This is a genomic window from Streptomyces lavendofoliae, assembly GCF_014649735.1.
In the GTDB taxonomy this organism is placed as follows: domain Bacteria; phylum Actinomycetota; class Actinomycetes; order Streptomycetales; family Streptomycetaceae; genus Streptomyces; species Streptomyces lavendofoliae.
Map to the genome: position 1 here is coordinate 40,509 of NZ_BMTP01000023.1, position 19,279 is coordinate 59,787.

At 74.5% G+C, this 19,279-nt stretch carries 11 protein-coding genes and 1 pseudogene; 7 read left to right on the top strand and 5 right to left on the bottom strand.

The window, feature by feature from the left end:
- The first annotated feature begins 5 nt into the window (after positions 1-5).
- The 3 genes from IE109_RS30305 to IE109_RS30315 are packed head-to-tail and all read left to right on the top strand — an operon-like array spanning position 6 to position 4,286.
- The gene (locus tag IE109_RS30305) at positions 6-380 is read left to right on the top strand and encodes a DMT family transporter (RefSeq protein ID WP_229891738.1); all 375 of its coding nucleotides are present in this window, start codon (positions 6-8) and stop codon (positions 378-380) included.
- 25 nt (positions 381-405) lie between these two features.
- A complete protein-coding gene (locus IE109_RS30310; RefSeq protein ID WP_189554564.1) occupies positions 406-2,634 on the top strand; it encodes a CDP-glycerol glycerophosphotransferase family protein in 2,229 nt (742 codons plus the stop codon).
- Positions 2,631-4,286, top strand: a complete 1,656-nt coding sequence (locus tag IE109_RS30315) for a glycosyltransferase family 2 protein (protein WP_189554565.1) — start codon at positions 2,631-2,633, stop codon at positions 4,284-4,286. Before IE109_RS30310 ends, IE109_RS30315 begins: the two co-directional genes overlap by 4 nt.
- A gap of 43 nt (positions 4,287-4,329) precedes the next feature.
- Here the strand turns inward: IE109_RS30315 and IE109_RS30320 are convergent, their stop codons facing one another.
- The 5 genes from IE109_RS30320 to IE109_RS30340 form a co-directional block, all read right to left on the bottom strand.
- Entirely contained in the window at positions 4,330-6,561 is a 2,232-nt protein-coding gene (locus tag IE109_RS30320; RefSeq protein WP_189554566.1) for a bifunctional glycosyltransferase/CDP-glycerol:glycerophosphate glycerophosphotransferase, read from the bottom strand.
- 137 nt (positions 6,562-6,698) lie between these two features.
- Entirely contained in the window at positions 6,699-7,637 is a 939-nt protein-coding gene (locus IE109_RS30325; RefSeq protein ID WP_189554567.1) for a carbohydrate ABC transporter permease, read from the bottom strand.
- Positions 7,634-8,983, bottom strand: coding sequence for a carbohydrate ABC transporter permease (locus IE109_RS30330; protein WP_189554568.1), 1,350 nt, complete (start codon positions 8,981-8,983; stop codon positions 7,634-7,636). The genes IE109_RS30325 and IE109_RS30330 overlap by 4 nt, the downstream gene beginning before the upstream one ends.
- Positions 8,984-8,987: 4 nt before the next feature.
- Positions 8,988-10,316, bottom strand: a complete 1,329-nt coding sequence (locus tag IE109_RS30335) for an ABC transporter substrate-binding protein (protein ID WP_189554579.1) — start codon at positions 10,314-10,316, stop codon at positions 8,988-8,990.
- A gap of 324 nt (positions 10,317-10,640) precedes the next feature.
- Positions 10,641-13,871, bottom strand: coding sequence for an FHA domain-containing protein (locus IE109_RS30340; RefSeq protein ID WP_189554569.1), 3,231 nt, complete (start codon positions 13,869-13,871; stop codon positions 10,641-10,643).
- 439 nt (positions 13,872-14,310) lie between these two features.
- Between IE109_RS30340 and IE109_RS30345 the strand changes: the two genes are divergently transcribed.
- From IE109_RS30345 to IE109_RS30360, 4 genes and pseudogenes are all read left to right on the top strand, one after another.
- Positions 14,311-16,020 carry a serine/threonine-protein kinase gene (locus tag IE109_RS30345; RefSeq protein ID WP_189554570.1) on the top strand — a complete coding sequence of 570 codons (1,710 nt, stop codon included), beginning with the start codon at positions 14,311-14,313 and terminating at the stop codon, positions 16,018-16,020.
- Positions 16,021-16,140: 120 nt separating this feature from the next.
- The gene (locus tag IE109_RS30350; protein WP_189554571.1) at positions 16,141-17,379 is read left to right on the top strand and encodes a serine/threonine-protein kinase; all 1,239 of its coding nucleotides are present in this window, start codon (positions 16,141-16,143) and stop codon (positions 17,377-17,379) included.
- A 46-nt stretch (positions 17,380-17,425) separates the two neighbouring features.
- Positions 17,426-18,532 (top strand): peptide chain release factor 2, encoded by a 1,107-nt coding sequence (prfB, locus tag IE109_RS30355; RefSeq protein WP_189554572.1) that lies wholly within the window; start codon positions 17,426-17,428, stop codon positions 18,530-18,532.
- A 392-nt stretch (positions 18,533-18,924) separates the two neighbouring features.
- A pseudogene (locus IE109_RS30360) lies at positions 18,925-19,279 on the top strand (hypothetical protein); the annotation flags it as partial.

Sequence of the window (19,279 nt, forward strand, 5' to 3'; positions counted from 1 at the left end):
GGACCTTGACCCTGCCCAGCCTGGTACTGCTGCTGTTCGCGGTCTTCTCCTCGGCAGCCGGACAGATCATGCTCAAACACGGCATGCAGGCCGCCGCCACCGGCGCCGCCAAGGCCGGCGGCTCACTGGCGGTCCGCGCCGCGACCAGCCCCTGGGTGGTGGTGGGCCTCGCCGTGTTCGCGATCTCCGCCGTCGCCTGGATGTCCACCCTCGCCCGGGTCCCGCTGTCCATCGCGTACCCCTTCAACGCCCTCGGCTATCTGCTGATCGTGCTGGCCGGCTCCACGCTGCTGCACGAGCGGACCTCGGTGTGGACCTGGGCCGGCTCGCTGCTGGTGGTCATCGGCCTCCTGACGGTCTTCCTCGGCCAACGGAACTGACCCACTTCGGAAGGACCGAACGCCCATGCCCGCACTCAGCGTCATCGTGTCCGGCCAGGCCCCCCTCAGCCGGCTCCGCACCTGCCTGGACAGCGTCACCGCGCAGACCCCGCCCGACCTGGACATCGTCGTCACCGTCGCCGACACCGACCGGCCCGCCCGGGCCCTCGCCGCCGGCCACGAGCTGCGCGACCCGCGCGTCACCGTGGTCCCCGTCGCCCCGGACGCCCCGACCGCCACCGCCCGGGCCGCCGCCGCCCGCGCCGCGACCGGGGCGTACCTGCAGTTCCTGCACCCGGCCACCGACCGGCTGCCCGAAGGCGCCGCCGCCGCCCTCACCGCCAGGCTCGACGCCCTCCGGGACGCACCGGACGTCGTCCTCCTCGACCACCACCACGCCCACTGGTGGGACGACGCCGTGCCCAGCGACTCCACCGCCCTCCTCGCCGAGACCGGCGCCCACGGCCCCACCACCCTCGCCGACCACCCCGCCCTCCTGGACCTCGCGCCGCTCCTCGGCAACCGTCTGGTCGGCGCCCGGCTCCTGGCCGAGCACCCCGAGCTCGTCGGCACCGAGGGACACGACGAGCTCTACCTCGCGTACGCCGTCCTCCTCCTCGCCCGGCGGATCACCGCCTGCACCACCGTCGGCCTCGTCCGCCACAAGGACCGCCCCAGCCAGCGGCGCGCCACCGGCCCCGAACACCACTTCGCCGCCTTCGGCCAGTACGAACGCCTCCACCAGCTCGCCCACGCCGCCGACGCGCCGCCCGCGCTGCGCACCCGGCTCTACGACCGGATGGTCGGCGACTACCTGGCCACCCTGGCCCGGCGCGACGAACTGCCGCCCGCCCTGCTCACCGAGTACTTCCGGCGCGCCGCCCGCCACACGGCCCGCTTCCGCCCCGAGGGCCACCACCGGCCCGGCGGCCTCGACGGCGTGCGCCACGTCCTCCTCGGCCGGGGCGCCCACCTCGGCTATCGCCTGCTGCGCATCGCCAACGACAAACGCCGCGCCGTCCAGGCCGTCACCGTCGCCCGCGCCGAGCAGGTCACCGCCCTGCGCACCCGCCACCGCTACCGGGCCCGGCTGCGCCGGAGCATCGACCAGGACCTCGCCGTCTTCTCCGCGTACTGGGGGCGCGGCGTCCACTGCAACCCCGCCGCCATCGCCGCCGAGCTGGCCGAACTCGCGCCCGACATCCACCAGGTGTGGATCGCCGAGCCCGACCGCGTCCCCCTCCTCCCGCCCGGCACCGACCACGTCGTCCCCGGCACGCCCCGCTACTGGGACGTCCTCGCCCGGGCCAAGTACCTGGTCAACAACGTCAACTTCCCCCAGGACGTCGTCAAACGCCCCGGCAGCGTCCACCTCCAGACGCACCACGGCACCCCCCTCAAACGGATGGGCGTCGACCAGCGCGACCACCCGGCCGCCACCCAGGGGCTCAACCTCGAAGCCCTGCTGGAGCGCGTCGACCGCTGGGACTACAGCCTGTCCGCCAACAGCCACTCCACCGAGACCTGGCAGCGCGCCTACCCCGCCGGCTACCGGTCCCTCGACTACGGCTATCCGCGCAACGACATCCACTACCGCGCCACCGCCGCCGACGTCCGCGCCGCCCGCGCACGCCTCGGCATCGAACCCGGCCGCCGCGCCCTGCTGTACGCCCCCACCCACCGCGACCACCAGCCCCGCACCCGCTGGACGCCCCGCCTGGACCTGCCCCGGCTCGCGGACGCCCTCGGCGACGACACCGTCCTGCTCGTGCGCGGCCACTACTTCCACGAGCGGCTGCCCGGCCACCGCCACGACCGCGTCCTCGACGTCACCGGCTACGAACCGGTCGAGGAACTCGCCCTCGCGGCCGACGCGCTCATCACCGACTACTCGTCGATCATGTTCGACTACGCCAACCTCGACCGCCCCATCGTCCTGCACACCGACGACTGGGAGACCTACACCGCCACCCGAGGCGTCTACTTCGACATCACCGCCGAACCGCCCGGCCACGTCACCCGCGGCCAGGACGAACTCACCGAGATCCTGCGCGACGGCACCTGGTGCGACGAGGCGGCGGCCAAACAGCGCCACGACTTCCGCCTGCGGTTCTGCGAGTACGACGACGGGCGCGCCGCCGAGCGGGTCGTCCGCCGCGTCTTCCTCGGCGAGGGCGAGGAGAGCCTGCCGCCCGTCCTGCCGCTGGAGCGGCGCACCCCCGCCCCCACGCCGGAGGAGGCCACCCGCCGATGACCGCCCAGCCCGACGTGACCGTCGTCGTCATCGTCCACGACGACGCCGAACGACTGCCGCGCGCCGTCGCCTCCGTACGCGCCCAGACCCACCGCGACATCGAGATCGTCATCAGCGACGACCACTCCACCGACGCCACCCCCCGGGTCGCCGCCGAACTCGCCGCCCAGGACGACCGCGTCCGGGTACTGCGGCTGGAGCGCAACAGCGGCGGCTGCGGCGCGCCCCGCAACCGCGCCCTGGAGACCGCCCGCGCCCCGTTCCTCATGTTCCTCGACAGCGACGACGAACTCCCGCCGCGCGCCTGCGAACTGCTGCTCGCCGCCCACGCCGGGGCGGACCTCGACTTCGCGATGGGAGCGGTCGAGCGGGTGCGCACCGACACCGGCGACGTCTCCCCGTGGATGGCGCACCTGTTCACCCGGCGGCGCACGGTGCGGGGCCTGCGGGACGAGCCCCGGCTGCTGTTCGAGCCGCTGTCCACCAACAAGATGTACCGCAAGGAGTTCCTGGACCGGCACGGCCTGCGGTTCCCCGAGGGACTCCACTACGAGGACCAGCTGTTCACCGCGCAGGCGTACACCCTCGCCCGCGCCTTCACCGTCCTCACCGAGCCGGTCTACCGCTGGTACATCGCGCCCCACGCGGCGGCGGACGCCGCGACCATCTCCAACCGGCGCCACCTGATCTCCAACGTCCGCGACCGGATCACCGTCGCGCGGCTGATCGACGAGTTCCTGGCCGCCCAGGAGGTGCCGGACGCGGTACGCGAGGAGAAGGACCACAAGTTCCTCTCCCACGACCTGCGGCTGTACGCCGGTGACCTGCCCTACCGGGAACCGGCCTGGGTCGAGGAGTTCGCGGCCGAGGTCCTGCCGTACCTGGAGGGCCTGTCCGACGCCGCCTTCGGGCGGATGCGGCGCGACGAGCGGGTCGTGGTCGGGCTGCTGCGCGAGGGCCGGTACGAGGAGGCCCGGCTCGCCGCCCGGGGCTTGGGCAAGGGCGTCGGCCCGCGCCGGACGGTCACGGACGCGCGGGGGCGTACGTACTGGGGCGCCGAGCCGCCCCGCACCGAGGCCGGGCGGGCCGACCTGGACCTGACGGAACTGGACCTGGCGGGCTGCCCGTTCGCGTTCGCCCGCTTCCGGCACGAGATCACCCGGGTGGCGCACGGCGAGGACGGCACCGTGGAGCTGGCCGTGCGCACCTACGACCCGGCTCGGCGGCTCCCCCTGGCCCCGGTGCCGGCCCGCCTGCACGTCTCGCCCGCCGGGCGGCGGCTGACCGTGCCGCTGCGGCTGGACCCGGCGGGGCGGGGCGTCTTCGAGGGCGCCGTACGGCTCCGCCCGGCCGACGCGACGCTGCCGCCGCACGGCTTCCGGGGCGTGCGGCACCCGGTGCTGGAGGTCACCGACGGGCGTCCGGGCGGGGGAGCGGGGAACACCGGCGTGCTGCTCGCGCCGCTGGACTTCACGCCGTTCGAGGTCGCCGGGGCCGGGCGCCACCGCGTCCTGGTCGAGCCGGAGGGGCGGGAGACCGGACGGCTCCAGCTGTGCTGGCGGCCCGGGGGCGTGGTGGGCCGGCTCCTGGGCCCGGTGGTGCGCAAGGGCCCGGTGCGGCGGGCGGCCAGGGCACTGGCCGGCACCCGCTAGCGCCGCCGGTGCGACGGGCGGCCGAGGTGCCGGCCGTCACCCGCTAGCGCGGCGCCGGGAACAGCGCCGCGCCGGCCCCGCCCAGCGACGGGGCCGGGCAGCGGTCCTCCGCCGGAACCACGGGCGGCAGGGCCGCCGGGTCCTCGCCCAGGAACAGGTGCCGCACCACCCGCTCGGCGGCGTGCCCGTCGTCGTACGGACAGAAACGCGCCCGGAACGCGGCGCGCAGCTGAGCGGAGCGGGAGCCCCGCCAGTGGCCGGTGACGAAGATGTCGATCAGCTCGTCCTCGGTGCGGGCGACCGCTCCCGGCGGGAACGCCCGCAGGTCGAAGTAGGTGCCCCGGGTGGCGTCGTACGCCGTCCAGTCCTCGGTGTGCACGACGATCGGCCGGTCGAGGCCCGCGTAGTCGAACATCAGGGACGAGTAGTCCGTCAGCAGCACGTCCGACGCCAGGCACAGCTCCTGCACCGAAGGGTGCCCCGACACGTCGATGATCCGGGGGTTGCCGTACGCGGTGGCGGGCGCGCCGTGCGTGGGGTGCGGGCGGGCCAGGACCACGAAGCGCGGCCCGAGGGCCAGCGCCAGCCGCTCCAGGTCGAGCAGGTGCGGCTGGGGGTGCGCGTAGTCGCGGTGCGTGGGGGCGTACAGGATCGCGGTGTGCCCCTCGGGGACGCCCAGCGACTCGCGCAGCAGGGCCACGTCGGAGGCGGTCGCGCGCTGGAAGACGTCGTTGCGCGGCGAGCCGAACTCCAGGGTGCGGTAGGCGGCCGGGTAGACCCGCTCCCAGACCAGGCTGGAGTGCCGGTTGGCGGACACCAGGGCGTCCCACTTGTCGATGTTGCGCAGCAGCTGCGCGAAGTTCATGCCCCGTCCCGCCGCCGGCCGGAACTGGAGGTCCAGCCCCATGTGTTTCAGCGGTGTGCCGTGCTGTGTCTGGATCAGCAGCTGACCGCGCCGCTTGACCAGCCGCCGGTCGAAGTTGACGTTGTTGACCAGGTACTTGGAGCGGGCCAGCGCCGTCCAGTACGCCGCCGACCCCGGGCGCAGCCTGCGCGTCGCGGGCGGCACCGTGTGGGCGTGCTCGGGCGCGCAGATCCAGGCCGTCCGCACGTGCGGGGCCAGCTCCCGCACCCGCTCCTCGATCGCGGCCGGGCTGCACGCGTAACCGCCGTTCCAGTAGGCGGCGAACACCGCCCGGTCCGCGCGCACCGGCAGGCACAGCTGGACCCGGTAGTGCAGCTGGAGCAGCGCGCCGCGCACCGCCCGCGCGGTCCACGACGCGTACCGCCCGGCCCGCTTGCGGAACACGCGGGCCGCCATGACCGCGCGGTACGTACGGTGGCAGCCCAGCCGGACCAGCGCGTGCCGCAGCCGGGTGGTGAACTTCGGCGTGGCGCCCGGTGTCCGGAAGCGGCGGTAGTGGCGGCGGGCGCGGCGGAAGAAGTCGGCGCGGGTGCCGCGCGGGAGGCGACCGGGGGCGGAGAACACGGACGTGAAGTGGTCGGCCATGCGACGGAACAGCACCGGCCGCCAGCGCGCCAGCTCGGGACGGGCGTCGATGAACGCGAAGACCCGCTCGTACTGCTCGAACAGGTCGAAGTGCCGTGGGCTGGTGGTGCGCAGGATGGAGCCGGTGCGGCGCTGGCGGTAGTGGACGCAGACCCGGTCCAGGGTGGCGATCGACCCGGCCGCCATCAGCGCCGGGTACGTCCACGGGGTGTCCTCGTAGAAGCCCGGAGCGAAGGTGAACCCCTCGCGCTCCAGGAACTCCCGCTTGTACGCCTTGTTCCACACCACCATCAGGACCTTCAGCAGCCCCGGCCGCTCGGTCAGCGGGAACGGCGCCGGGCCGGCCTGCGTGAGGTGGCTGCGGAACTCGTGGCGCACCGCCTGGCCCGACCAGTACACGCGCGCGTAGTCGTACACCAGCAGCTCGGGCGAGCCGGTCTCCTTGAGGCGGTCCGCCACGGCCTGAAGGGCACCCGGTACGAAGGTGTCGTCACCGTCCAGGAAGAGGACGTAGTCGCCGGTCGCGCGGGCGAGCCCGGCGTTGCGGGCCGGTCCCAGGCCGGCGTTCTCGGGCAGGTGGACGGCGACGACCCGGCGGTCGCGGGCGGCGAACTCGTCGATCACCGCCCCGCAGCCGTCGGGCGAGCAGTCGTCCACGGCGATCAGTTCCAGGTCCTCGAAGGACTGGGTGAGCACCGACTCCAGGCACTCGTGCAGATACGCCTGGACCTTGTACGCGGGGACGATGACGCTGAACCGGGGCATGGCCCGGGAACGTCGGATGAACCGACCGGGTTACGCCCGCCGTGGCATACGGGGGACCCGGTAGCTCACCTGTACCTCACTCACCCGACGCGGCCCGACGCGCCCCGGCGGCGCCCCGGCGGCGCGTCGGATGACCGTCATTTGACCGCGCCGGCCATCACGCCGGAGACGAACTGCCGCTGGAAGGCGAAGAACACGGCGAGCGGTATCACCATCGACACGAACGCGCCGGGCGCCAGAATGTCGATGTTGTTGCCGAACTGCCGCACCTGCTGCTGGAGCGCGACCGTGATCGGCGGCGACTCGGAGTCCGCGAAGATCAGCGCGACCAGCATGTCGTTCCACACCCACAGGAACTGGAAGATGCCCAGCGAGGCGATGGCCGGTCCGCCGAGCGGCATGACCACCCGGGTGAACAGCCGGATCTCGCCCGCCCCGTCCAGCCGGGCGGCCTCCAGCAGCTCGCGCGGGATCTCCGCGAAGAAGTTCCGCAACAGGAAGATCGCGAACGGCAGGCCGAACGCCACGTGGAACAGGACGACCCCGAGCGTCGTCTCGAAGATGCCGACCGCCCCGAACAGCTCCGAGACGGGGACGAGTGCCACCTGCACCGGCACCACCAGCAGCCCCACGACCACCAGGAACCACCAGTCCCGGCCGGGGAACTCCAGCCACGCGAACGCGTACCCGGCCAGCGACCCGATCACCACGACCAGGACGGTCGCGGGCACGGTGATCAGGACCGTGGACAGCAGGGAGCCGGTGATCGTGTCGTTCTCGAGGATGCGGGCGTAGTTGGTGGTGGTCAGCTGCGCCGGCGCCGTGAACACCTTCCACCAGCCGCTCGCGTTCATGTCGGCGGGATCGCGTAGCGAGGACAGCAGCAGCCCCACCGTCGGCATCAGCCAGAACAGCGCGACCAGGACGAGGAAGACCCGCATCGCCCCGCCCCCGGCCCGGGCGGCGAGACGGGTGGCGAGACGGCCTGCGGGGCGTCCGGCGGGGCTTGTGGCGGGACTGCCGGCGGCCCGGCCGGCGGGACGTGCGGCGGGGCTCCGCCGGGCGCTGCCGCTCATCGCCGGGTCTCCTTCCGTATGCGGCGGATGTTGAAGAACATCACCGGGATCACCAGCAGCAGGAGCAGTACGGAGATGGCGCTGCCCACACCCAGGTGGGCGTCCGTGCCGAACGACGAGCGGTAGAGCTGGAGCGCGAGCACGTTCGCGTCGTCCTGCACCGAACCGGGCGCGATGATGAACACCAGGTCGAAGATCTTCAGGACATTGATCATCAACGTGACCAGGACGACCGCGAGGACCGGCGCCAGCAGCGGGACCGTCACCCGGCGGAAGACCTGCCATTCGTTGGCGCCGTCCACCCGGGCCGCCTCCAGCAGCTCGCGCGGCAGGCCCGCCAGCCCGGCGGCGATCAGCACCATCGCGAAGCCCGCCCACATCCAGACGTAACTGCCGATGATCGCCGGGGTGACCAGCGACGGACCGAGCCAGTCCACCCCGTTGTACCGCTCCCGGAAGTTGCTCTCCGGCAGCCGCAGGAGGGCCCCGTCCGCCTCCTTCGGCAGGGTGAAGGTGCCGTCGGCGGACGCCGACGCCGTGGCCACGACCCTGCCGTCCTTCACCGCCTCCACCTTCAGCCCCTTCAGGCCCAGTTCCTCGGCGTCGACGGAGTTGGGCCTCCCGCCGCCACCCCGGGTGAAGTCCAGCCAGGCGGTCCCCGTCACCCCGCCCCCGCCCGCCGGCGGTGCCTTCGCCGGCTCCGCGTCCTCGGGCATGTCCCGCGGGGCCACCCCGATCAGCGGCAGCAGAGCGGGCGTACCCGCCCTGACGGGCTCCTTGGTGACGAACGCGCCGCCGCCCGCCGCCTCCAGCGGGTGCACGGGCAGCGGCCGGGCCTTCGGGTAGCCCGCCGACTCGGCGAACGTGTCGTGCACGCCCACCCAGACCGCGTTGGCGACACCTCGGTCCGGGTCCTGCTCGTACACCAGCCGGAAGATGATCCCGGCGGCCAGCATCGAGATGGCCATCGGCATGAAGACGATCAGCTTGAAGGCCGTTCCCCACCGCACCCGTTCGGTCAGGACCGCGAAGATCAGCCCGAGGGCGGTGGCCACGGTCGGCGCGACCACCACCCAGACGGCGTTGTTCCTCACGGCCGTGAGGATCGTGTCGTCGGTGAAGATCTCGACGTAGTTGTCCAGGCCGGCGAAGCCGCTGCCCGCCTGGTCCAGGAAGGACCGGTAGACCGAGTACCCGATCGGGTAGACCACGAGCGCGCCCAGCAGCACCAGCGCGGGCAGCAGGAAGCCGGCCGCGACGAGCACACGGGTGCCGGTGACGCTCTTGCGAGGACCCGGGGGCGCCGGCCGCACGGCCGCCGCGCCCCCCGTTGCCGGCGCCGTCATGGCGTCAGCTCTTGCCCTTGTAGGCCTTGACCGCGTCGGCCTCCAGCCTGGCCTGCGTCCCCGCGACGTCCTTCGGGTTCTTCAGGAAGTCCTGGAGCGCCTTCCACTCGCCCTTGCCTGGCGTGCCGCCGAAGGACTGCGGCATCTGGTCCGACATGTCGAAGCGGAAGTCGTCACCGGCCGCGATGAGCGCCTCGCCGATGTCGCGCTGGACGTCGTTCGGGTACGCCGCCGGGTCCATCGCCTTGTTGGGCGAGATGAAGCCGCCCTCGCCCGCCCAGATCCGCGCGGCGTCCGGCGAGGCGAGGAACGTCAGTAGCGCCTGGGTGGCGGGCTTGTCGGTCAGCGCGACCGCCACGTCCCCGCCGGTGACCACCGGCGCCTCGGCGCCCACCGCCGGGAACGGGAACGCCTTGGCGTCCGTACCGACCTTCGCCTCGGTCTGCGCGATGTTGATCGAGACGAAGTCGCCCTCGAAGACCATCCCGGCCTTCGGCGCGTCCCCGCCGGTGAACGTCTGCGTCACGGACGCCGGGAACTCCGTCTGCAGCGCGCCCGCCGCACCGCCCGCGATCAGGTTCGGCTTGCCGAACACCTCCGCGAGGGTGGTGAGCGCCTGCTTGACGGACGGGTCGGTCCACGGGATCTCGTGGGCGGCCAGCCGGTCGTACTTCTGCGGACCCGCCTGCGAGAGGTAGACGTTCTCGAACCAGTCCGTGAGGGTCCAGCCGTCCGCGCCCCCGACCGAGAAGGGCGTCACCCCGGAGGCGGAGACCGTCTCCGCGGTGGACAGCAGCTCCTTCCACGTCTTCGGCTCGCTCACCCCCGCGTTCTCGAAGACCGCGGTGTTGTACCAGATCAGCGACTTGTTCGCGGCCTTGAAGTACACGCCGTACTGCGTGCCGTCGACCGCCCCGAGGTCCTGCCAGCCCTTGGAGTAGTTCTTGGCCAGCTGCGCCTTGGCCTCCGGACCGGCCGGCTTGGCCCACTTGCGCTCCACGGCCTGCTTCAGCGCGCCCACCTGCTGGAGCATGGCCACGTCCGGCGGGGCACCGCCCGCGATCTTCGTACCGATGTAGTTGAGCATCGCGTCCTGCGTCGGTACGTAGGCGACCTCCGCCCCGGTGCGCTTCTCGAACTCGTCGAGGACCTTTGTGAACGCCTGCTGCTCCGGGCCCGTCCACACCGCCACGACCTGGACCTTCTGGCCGTCCAGCTTGGGCAGCCGGACACTCGCCGCGCCGGTTCCGGTGCTCTTGTCCGGCTCGGGGCCGCCCCCGCCGCCGTCGCCGTCACCGCAGCCGGCGAGGACGAGGGCGCAGAGGGCCGCCATCGCCACGGAGGCCCGGCGTGCCGTGCGTGCCTCGCGTGACGTACGAGCCGTGGCCGGCGTGGCCGCCGTACGGGCGTCGCCCGCCTCGCCCGTCCCTGCCGTCCCGCGGCTCCCGCGTGCCCTGAGTGCCCTGAGTGCCCTGCGTGTCCGAAGAGTTGTGCGCATCACTGCCCCGTTCTCTTCCGTGCGCGTACGCGTACCGTCCGTCAGGTCTACGCCCGGCGTACGGGGGCCGCAATACCGCCTTCCGTGTCAAGTCGGGTTTCGTGATCCGGTCGTGACGTGCCGTCGGCCGTCGTCACGCCCGGCCGCCGGGGGCGGCCGTCACGTCCGCGCGGCCGGTACGAGCGGCGGCACCGGTGTCGCCCCGACCGAGCGGGCCGCCCGGTCCAGCGCGCTGGCCAGCAGCGCGAGGTCCGTCGGGCCGTTGCCCAGCTCCCGCACCGGGCGCCGGGTGGGCGGATCGCCCATGCGCTCCCACTCCAGCGGCACCACGGTGGGCCGCTGCGTGGCCGTCCGGGGGATGCGCCCGGTGACCCGGCCCGCCTGGAACGGCGTCACCCGGCCGTCCGGGTGCCCCAGCCGGCCGCGCCCCGGAGCCGGGACGTCCGGTCCTGGGGAGGCCGGCGGGGCGTCCAGCACCACCCGCAGCCGGGCCTGGCGGGCCAGCTCCGTGTCGACCGTGCGGTCCGGCCGGGCGGACGTCACCACCAGGTGCACGCCCAGCCGGTGGCCGTCGCGGGCCACGGCCTCCAGGGCCCGCACCACGGACCCGGCGGCGGGGCGCCCGGGGCTGCCGAGCGCGGGCGCCACCAGCGCGTCGTAGTCGTCGACCAGGACGACCAGGCGCGGCAGCGGGGGCGGCGCCTCCTCCCGCGCCGTACGGGCGGCGGGGCGCAGCCGCAGGGTGCCGGTGGACGCCGCGTCGGGGCCGTCCGGCTCGCCGGGGCCGGCGGACCGGCCCGCAGGCGGGTCCACGGGGCGGTGCGGGCCCGTGTCCAGAGGGCGGCGAGGCCCGACCATGCGGTCCGCGACCTCCCGCTGGGTGTGCCACTCGGTGAACTCCTGGCGGCCGAGCAGCTCCGCCCGGCGCTTCAGCTCCGCCCCGAGGGCCTGCGCGAACGCGCGCATCCGCACCGGGTCGGAGGCCACCAGGTGCTCGGTCGCGTGCGGCAGCTCGGTGCAGGGCGCGAGACCCTCGCCGCGCTCGCCGCCCGCGCCGTCGACCAGGAGCAGGCCCAGCCGGTCCGGGCGGGACGCGGCGGCCAGGGAGGCGGCGACGGAACGCAGCAGCTCCGTGCGGCCGCTGCCCGCGGGCCCCTCGATCAGCAGGTGCGGGCCCTCCGTGATGAGGTCCACCGACACGGGGCCGCGCGGGCCGGTGCCCAGCACGGCGGTGCCGTCCGGGGCGGACGCCCAGCGGGCCATCAGGGACGCGGGCGTCGCGCGGGCCAGCCCCAGCTCGTCCAGGAGCCGCGAGGCCGGCGGCAGGGGTACGGCGGTCCGGCCCCGGGGGACGGTGCCGGCGGCCCAGGTGCTCCCGGCGTGCTCGTCGCGCTCCGCCCGCAGCGGGGCGAGCGCCCGGGCGAACCGCTCGGCCCAGGCGGCGGACACCGCGTCGACGGTGCCGACCGTGCCGTGGCCGGCGGGCCGCCCGCCCGCCGTACGCATCAGCCGCAGCGCCGTCGCCACGTCGCCGGACAGCAGCGCTGCCGCCCCGCACTCGCGGAACGCGAGCGACGCGGCGCACGCCGTCTCGTACGTCTCCGTGACCGGTGACAGCGGCGAGGCGGCCGGTGTCTCGGCCAGGCACACCAGGTGGATGCCGGCCGCCGCGCCCGCCCCGGCGAGCCGTGCCGTCGTCTCGCGCAGCGCGGCCGAACCGGGGTCGCCGTCCACGACGACCACCGTGTAGGTCCCGTCCGCCGTGGCGTGCCGCGCGGCGGCCTCCGCGACGGCGTTGCGGTCGGCGCCGGCCCAGCCGGGCCCGAGCGGTCCGTCGTCCAGCCGGCGGGTGAGCTCGGCGGTGCGGGCCGCCGCCTGCTCCGGGTCGTACGCCAGCAGCAGCCGGCAGTCCTGGCCGTGGGCGGGGCGCGTGTGGGGCAGCCAGCCGAGCCAGCTCCAGTCGCGCGTGCGGCCCGCGCTGCTGATCAGCACGATCTCCAGGTCGGTGGGCGCGTGGAGCGCGACGAGCTGCGCCACCACGGAGCGGGTCAGGCCGAGGAGCCGGGCGCGGGGCCCGGCGAGCCCGAGCGACCCCGCTTCGCGCAGCCCCACGGTGACCGGTACGGCGGGCAGGTCGGCCCGCTCGGTGGTGCCGAGCCGCACGGCGAGGGCCTCCGGGTGACCGGCGTCCCGCTCCCACAGGCGCGGGCCGGGGCCGAGCGCGGTGAGCAGCACGGTGGCGGGGTCGGGCCAGGTCTCGTGGACGGCGCCGCCCCCCGGGGCGGCGGGACCGGGCCCCGCCGGCGGCTCGGCGGACCCGTCGGGCCGCCCGCCCGCGAGCCGCCGCGCCCAGGCCCCTATGCCCCGCTTGCGGGCGGGCGCGGCGGTCCCGGGGACGGCGGTGCCGGGGACATCGGTGACGGGAGCGCCGGCGCCGGGCGTGGCGCCCTGGCCGGGCGCACCCGCGCGTGCCGGGCCGGTCCCCGCCGGGGCGTCGCCGGTGACGCTCAGGGTGCCGCCGCCCACGGGCGTGCCGCGGGCCGGGGTGGTCTGCCCCGAGCCGCCCGCCGCCGAGGGGTCGCCCCCGGGCACGGCGCCGTACGCCCCGGGCCCGCCGTACGCCCCGGGCCCGCCGTCCGGCCGGCCGGCCCCGTCCACGGGGCGGGCCGTCCGCCGCGGCACGCGCGGGTCACCCGCGGCGCCCGCCGGGGCGTCCTCCGTCCGGGTGGGCGCCGCGCCCGCGCGGGACACCCGGAGGTGCCCCTCGCCGTCGGGCGCGGTGGCCAGCGGCGCGCTGTCGGCCGGGTGCGCGCCCGTCGTCAGCCGCAGCGACGACTCGCCCAGCCGCAGCAGCGCCCCGGGCGTGAGGCGGACCGGGCGGGTGCCGACCTCGGAGCCGTCCAGGGTGGTGCCGTTCGTGGAGCCCAGGTCCGCGACCGTGACCCGCCCGTCGTCCGTGACGGTCACGGCGCAGTGCAGCCGGGACACGTCCGGGTCGTCGAGCGGCACGTCGGCGTCGGCGGAGCGGCCGATGCGGATGCGGCCCGGGTGCAGCAGGTGGACCCCTCCGGCGTCCGGCCCGGCCACCACGTGCAGCCGCGCCGCCGCGCCGTCCAGGGGCGCGTGGTCCTCGCCGGGCACCTGGAGCGAGAGCACCGCGCCGTCCACCAGCGGCGGCTCGCCCAGCACGCGGCGCTGCGGATCCAGCCGCTCACCGCCCGCGTGGAGAACGACGGCCCCCGAGGGGTCGGCGCCCGACACGGCGGCGGCCAGCCCGGAGGCGACGGCGGCCAGCGCGGTCCCGGCCGGGGCGGTGACAAGCACGTCACAGGCGCGTCCCGCGGCCTGGCCGCCGGTCGGCGCCGCGAGGACGGTCAGCCGGATCTGCATCGCCGTCAGCGGTCCCTTCTGCGCGGCGCGCCCGGCAGGGGAGGGAATGGCCCGTCTCGATCTCCCCCCACCCGCCACGGACGCGTCGTCCGGTCAGGTCGGCACGGACCACGGGGCTCCCGACCCCGCGATGCGCCGTGCTGGGGGCATCCTCCCACCTGGGACTGACAACTCGTCCCCGGCCCACCAAGAAATGATCTTGATCGATCGAAGGTGGTCCGGAAAACGCCTGCTCGGTCACGTCTTGCGATCATGTGCGCCGGCGAGAGTCGTGTCACCCTGGCAACCGAGTCCCTTTCGCCCGCGTCTTGCAGGGTCGGACGGGGCGGTGGACGACCCGCCGGTGTGCCGCTGTCCGGCACTACAGTGGGGCGGACACCGGGCGGACCCGAAAGGGGCCCCGGACAGGCAAGGACCACGATCGCAGGGAGCGCATGACGTGCGGCCGGTAGGCAGCAAGTACCTGCTCGAGGAGCCGCTCGGGCGCGGCGCCACGGGCACCGTCTGGCGAGCCCGCCAGCGGGAGACCGCGGGCGCCGAGGCGGCCGTGCCCGGCCAGCCCGGCGAGACCGTCGCGATCAAGGTCCTCAAGGAGGAGCTGGCGAACGACGCGGACGTGGTGATGCGCTTCCTCCGGGAACGCTCCGTCCTGCTCCGCCTCACCCACCCGAACATCGTGCGCACCCGCGACCTCGTCGTCGAGGGCGACCTCCTCGCCCTCGTCATGGACCTGGTCGACGGACCCGACCTGCACCGTTACATCCGGGAGAACGGCCCGCTCAGTCCGGTCGCCGCCGCCCTGCTCACGGCGCAGATCGCCGACGCGCTCGCCGCCAGCCACGCCGACGGCGTGGTCCACCGCGACCTGAAGCCCGCCAACGTGCTGCTCGCCGAGCGCGACGGCCAGATGCACCCGATGCTCACCGACTTCGGCATCGCGCGCCTCGCGGACAGCCCCGGCCTCACCCGTACGCACGAATTCGTCGGCACGCCCGCGTACGTGGCGCCCGAGTCGGCCGAAGGCCGCCCGCAGACCTCCGCCGTGGACATCTACGGCGCCGGCATCCTGCTCTACGAGCTGGTCACCGGCCGCCCGCCGTTCGCCGGCGGCACGGCGCTGGAGGTGCTGCACCGCCACCTCAGCGAGGAGCCCCGCCGCCCCTCCACGGTCCCGGGCCCCCTGTGGACCGTCATCGAGCGCTGCCTCAGCAAGGACCCGGAGCGCCGTCCCGCCGCCGAGAACCTGGCCCGGGGCCTGCGCACCGTCGCCTCCGGCATCGGCGTGCACGCCACGCCGGCCCAGATCGAGGCGGCCGAGGGCGTGGGCGCGCTCCTCGCCCCCGATCCGGCACCGGCGCAGGTCCCGCAGACCCCCGGGGCGGCGGACCCCACGCAGGTGCTGCCGGGCAACGCCGGCCAGTACGACCCGGCCGCCCCCACCAGCGTGCTGCCCACCAGCGGCGCCGGCGGCCAGGGCGGCGGCCACGGCGACGCCGCCCCGACCACGGTCATGCCACCCGTCCCCCCGCGCCCGGACGGACAGCCGCAGCCGGAGGAGCCGCACCCCTGGCAGAGCCAGCTGCGCGCCGCCCGTGACCGCAACGAGCAGACCCAGGTGCAGTACCTGGACCCCAGCCAGGACCCCCTGCGCCGCCGCCCGCAGCGCCAGGCGCCCCAGCAGCCGCCGCAGCCGCCCCGGCACCAGCAGTCCCCGCCGCAGGCGCCGTACCCGCCGCAGCACCAGCGCCGGCAGCAGGCTCCGCCGGAGCGCCGGCAGTACGCACCGCCGCCGCCCCCGCAGCAGCAGTACGCGCCGCCTCCGCAGCAGTACGCGCCGCAGCACCACCAGCCGCAGCAGCCCCAGCAGCCGGCCCCGCGCCCGCCGCGCGAGCCCAGGCCGCCCCGGCAGCGCAGCGCCAACCCGATGCGCATCCCGGGCCTGGGCTGCCTCAAGGGCTGCCTGTTCACGATCGTGCTGTTCGTCGTGGCGGGCTGGCTCATCTGGGAGCTGACCCCGCTCCAGGACTGGGTGGCCGAGGGCAAGAGCTACTGGCAGGCCATCAGCGACGGGGTGTCGACCGTGTCCGACTGGATCTCCGACCTCGGCAACAGCTCCGGCTCCACCGGCAACACGCCCGCGGGACAGTGACCGGGCACGGTAATCCTGTCGCTTTGTCGACTTCCGAGGGGTGATTTCCCCCCGGTGGTGAATACCGGCGCCCGAGCCCGCGTAACTTTGTCGGGAACGCCAGCCGCTGAGGGAGCAGTCTTGGCACGGAAGATCGGCAGCCGGTACACCGCCCACCAGATCCTGGGACGGGGCAGTGCCGGAACGGTGTGGCTCGGCGAGGGCCCGGAGGGCCCCGTCGCCATCAAGCTGTTGCGCGAGGACCTGGCCTCCGACCAGGAGCTCGTCGGACGCTTCGTCCAGGAGCGCACCGCCCTGCTCGGGCTGGACCACGCGCGCGTGGTCGCCGTCCGCGACCTGGTCGTCGACGGCGACGACCTCGCCCTCGTCATGGACCTGGTGCGTGGCACGGACCTGCGCACCCGGCTGGACCGCGAGCGCCGGCTCGCCCCGGCCGCGGCCGTCTCGATCGTGGCGGACGTCGCCGACGCCCTGGCCGCCGCGCACGCGGCCGGGATCGTCCACCGCGACGTCAAGCCGGAGAACATCCTGCTCGACATGGAGGGCCCGCTCGGACCCGGCGGCGCCCACCCCGCCCTCCTCACCGACTTCGGCGTCGCCAAGCTGATCGACACCCCCGGCCGCACCAAGTCCACCCGCGTCATCGGCACCCCCGACTACGTGGCCCCGGAGATCGTCGAGGGACTCCCGCCGCGCGCGGCCGTGGACATCTACGCCCTGGCGACGGTGCTGTACGAGCTGCTCGCCGGCTTCACCCCGTTCGGCGGCGGCCACCCCGGCGCCGTGCTGCGCCGCCACGTGACCGAGACGGTCGTCCCGCTCCCCGGCATCCCGGACGAGCTGTGGCAGCTGATCGTCCAGTGCCTCGCCAAGGCCCCCGCGTCCCGGCTGCGCGCCTCCGAGCTCGCCGCCCGCCTGCACGACCTGCTGCCGCTCGTCGCCGGCATGCCGCCGCTCGACGTGGACGAGCCGGACGCCGAGCCCGCCGCGGAGGCGTACGAGGACGACCCGTACCCGACGCTCCCGAACGCCCCGCGCCGGACGGCCGTGCCGCTGGTGCCGGGCTCCTCCACCGACTCCAACCGGGACACCCACACCTCCATGCGCGTCCCGGCCCCCGACGAGCTGTCCGGCGGCCCGCGCGGCACCGCCCGCGCCCCCCGCCCCGCCGGCGGGCGCCGCCCCGGCTCCGCCCGGCACCGGTCGGAAGCCGTCCGCAAGCGCCGCATCACCCTCGGCATCGCCGCGCTCGCCCTCGTCGCCGCCGCGGGCGTCGGCGGCTACCTGGCGACCGGCGGGGACGACCCGGGCGCCCCACCCCAGGACTCCGAGCAGTCGTCCCCGTCACAGCCCTGGTGACTCCCGGGGGGCCCTGGCTGTCGCACGCAGCCGTTACGCTGGTGTCGTGGCAGTCGTCGATGTATCCGAAGAGCTGAAGTCCCTCTCCTCGACCATGGGGTCGATCGAGGCCGTCCTGGACCTCGACAGGCTGAGGGCAGACATCGCCGTGCTCGAGGAGCAGGCCGCGGCCCCGTCCCTCTGGGACGACCCGGAGGCGGCGCAGAAGATCACGAGCAAGCTGTCGCACCTCCAGGCCGAGGTGCGCAAGACGGAGGCGCTGCGCAGTCGCATCGACGACCTCGCCGTCCTCTTCGAGCTCGCCGAGGAGATGGACGACCCGGACACCCTCGCCGAGGCCGAGGCGGAGCTGGTCTCCGTCCGCAAGGCGTTGGACGAGATGGAGGTCCGCACCCTCCTGTCCGGTGAGTACGACGAGCGCGAGGCGCTGGTCAACATCCGCGCGGAGGCCGGCGGCGTCGACGCCTCCGACTTCGCCGAGCGCCTCCAGCGCATGTACCTGCGCTGGGCGGAGCGGCACGGCTACTCCACGGAGATCTACGAGACGTCGTACGCGGAGGAGGCCGGCATCAAGTCGACCACCTTCGTCGTCAAGGCGCCGTACGCCTACGGCACGCTCTCCGTCGAGCAGGGCACGCACCGTCTGGTCCGTATCTCCCCCTTCGACAACCAGGGACGCCGCCAGACCTCCTTCGCCGGTGTCGAGGTGCTGCCGGTCGTCGAGTCGTCCGACCACGTCGAGATCGACGAGTCCGAGCTGCGCATCGACGTCTACCGCGCCTCCGGCCCCGGCGGCCAGGGCGTCAACACCACCGACTCGGCCGTGCGCATCACGCACATCCCGACCGGCATCGTCGTCTCCTGCCAGAACGAGCGCTCGCAGATCCAGAACAAGGCCAGCGCGATGAACGTCCTCCAGGCGAAGCTGCTGGAGCGGCGCCGTCAGGAGGAGCAGGCCAAGATGGACGCCCTCAAGGGCGACGGCGGCAACTCCTGGGGCAACCAGATGCGTTCGTACGTCCTGCACCCGTACCAGATGGTCAAGGACCTCCGTACGGAGTTCGAGGTCGGCAATCCGCAGTCCGTCCTGGACGGCGAGATCGACGGCTTCCTGGAGGCGGGCATCCGCTGGCGGAAGCAGCAGGAGAAGTAGCCCCCGGGACGACACCCCCGGTTCGGCGGAATTCCGGCGCCGGACGGCCCACTCAGCGGGCGGTCCGGCGCCGTTCGCGTATGCGGACGCAATTCGCTGACGCAAGCGCCGTGTTCGCCATGGGCTCGCTTTGTCGATAAGGAAACTGGCCTTTGGCAGGCCGGTGTTCGCCTTTTACGTCACAGTTGCATCGTTGCACGCCCGGCAAGTGTGATCATTCCGGGCATCGCACGCGCAACCGCCTTGACGCTTATACGAAAACTGGGAAAGCTGACGCGCGGCATGCGCATGACTGGGGCGCGTGTGACCGGGGGCACGTGAGCCAGACCCCCAGCGTCCGTTGCCCCGAGCGCTGCTCCATGGACGAATGAGCTACTGGGGGTAGCAGGCAGATGACCAAGAAGACGCGGGTCCGCGTGGCGCGGATCGCAGCCGGTGCGGTGATCGCAGCCGGAGCGTCCCTGACCGCGGCGGGCGCCGCCTCGGCGGTCGGCATAGACGTCGAGGTCGCCGGCATCGGTGTCCGCGCCGAGGCGAACGAGGGCGGTCTGGACGCCGGTCTCGGTATCGGTGAGGACGCCGGAGGCACCGGCGACCCGGGCGGCGTCGGTGACCAGGGTGGCACGGGTGACCAGGGTGGCACGGGTGACCAGGGTGGCACGGGCGACCAGGGTGGTACCGGTGATCAGGGTGGCACGGGCGACCAGGGTGGTACCGGTGACCAGGGTGGCACGGGCGACCAGGGTG

Coding starts and splice junctions, on each gene's coding strand:
- IE109_RS30310 (WP_189554564.1), top strand. CDS start 406: ATGCCCGCACTCAGCGTCATCGTGTCCGGCCAGGCCCCCCTCAGCCGG.
- IE109_RS30315 (WP_189554565.1), top strand. CDS start 2,631: ATGACCGCCCAGCCCGACGTGACCGTCGTCGTCATCGTCCACGACGAC.
- IE109_RS30320 (WP_189554566.1), bottom strand. CDS start 6,561: ATGCCCCGGTTCAGCGTCATCGTCCCCGCGTACAAGGTCCAGGCGTAT.
- IE109_RS30325 (WP_189554567.1), bottom strand. CDS start 7,637: ATGAGCGGCAGCGCCCGGCGGAGCCCCGCCGCACGTCCCGCCGGCCGG.
- IE109_RS30330 (WP_189554568.1), bottom strand. CDS start 8,983: ATGACGGCGCCGGCAACGGGGGGCGCGGCGGCCGTGCGGCCGGCGCCC.
- IE109_RS30335 (WP_189554579.1), bottom strand. CDS start 10,316: ATGGCGGCCCTCTGCGCCCTCGTCCTCGCCGGCTGCGGTGACGGCGAC.
- IE109_RS30340 (WP_189554569.1), bottom strand. CDS start 13,871: ATGCAGATCCGGCTGACCGTCCTCGCGGCGCCGACCGGCGGCCAGGCC.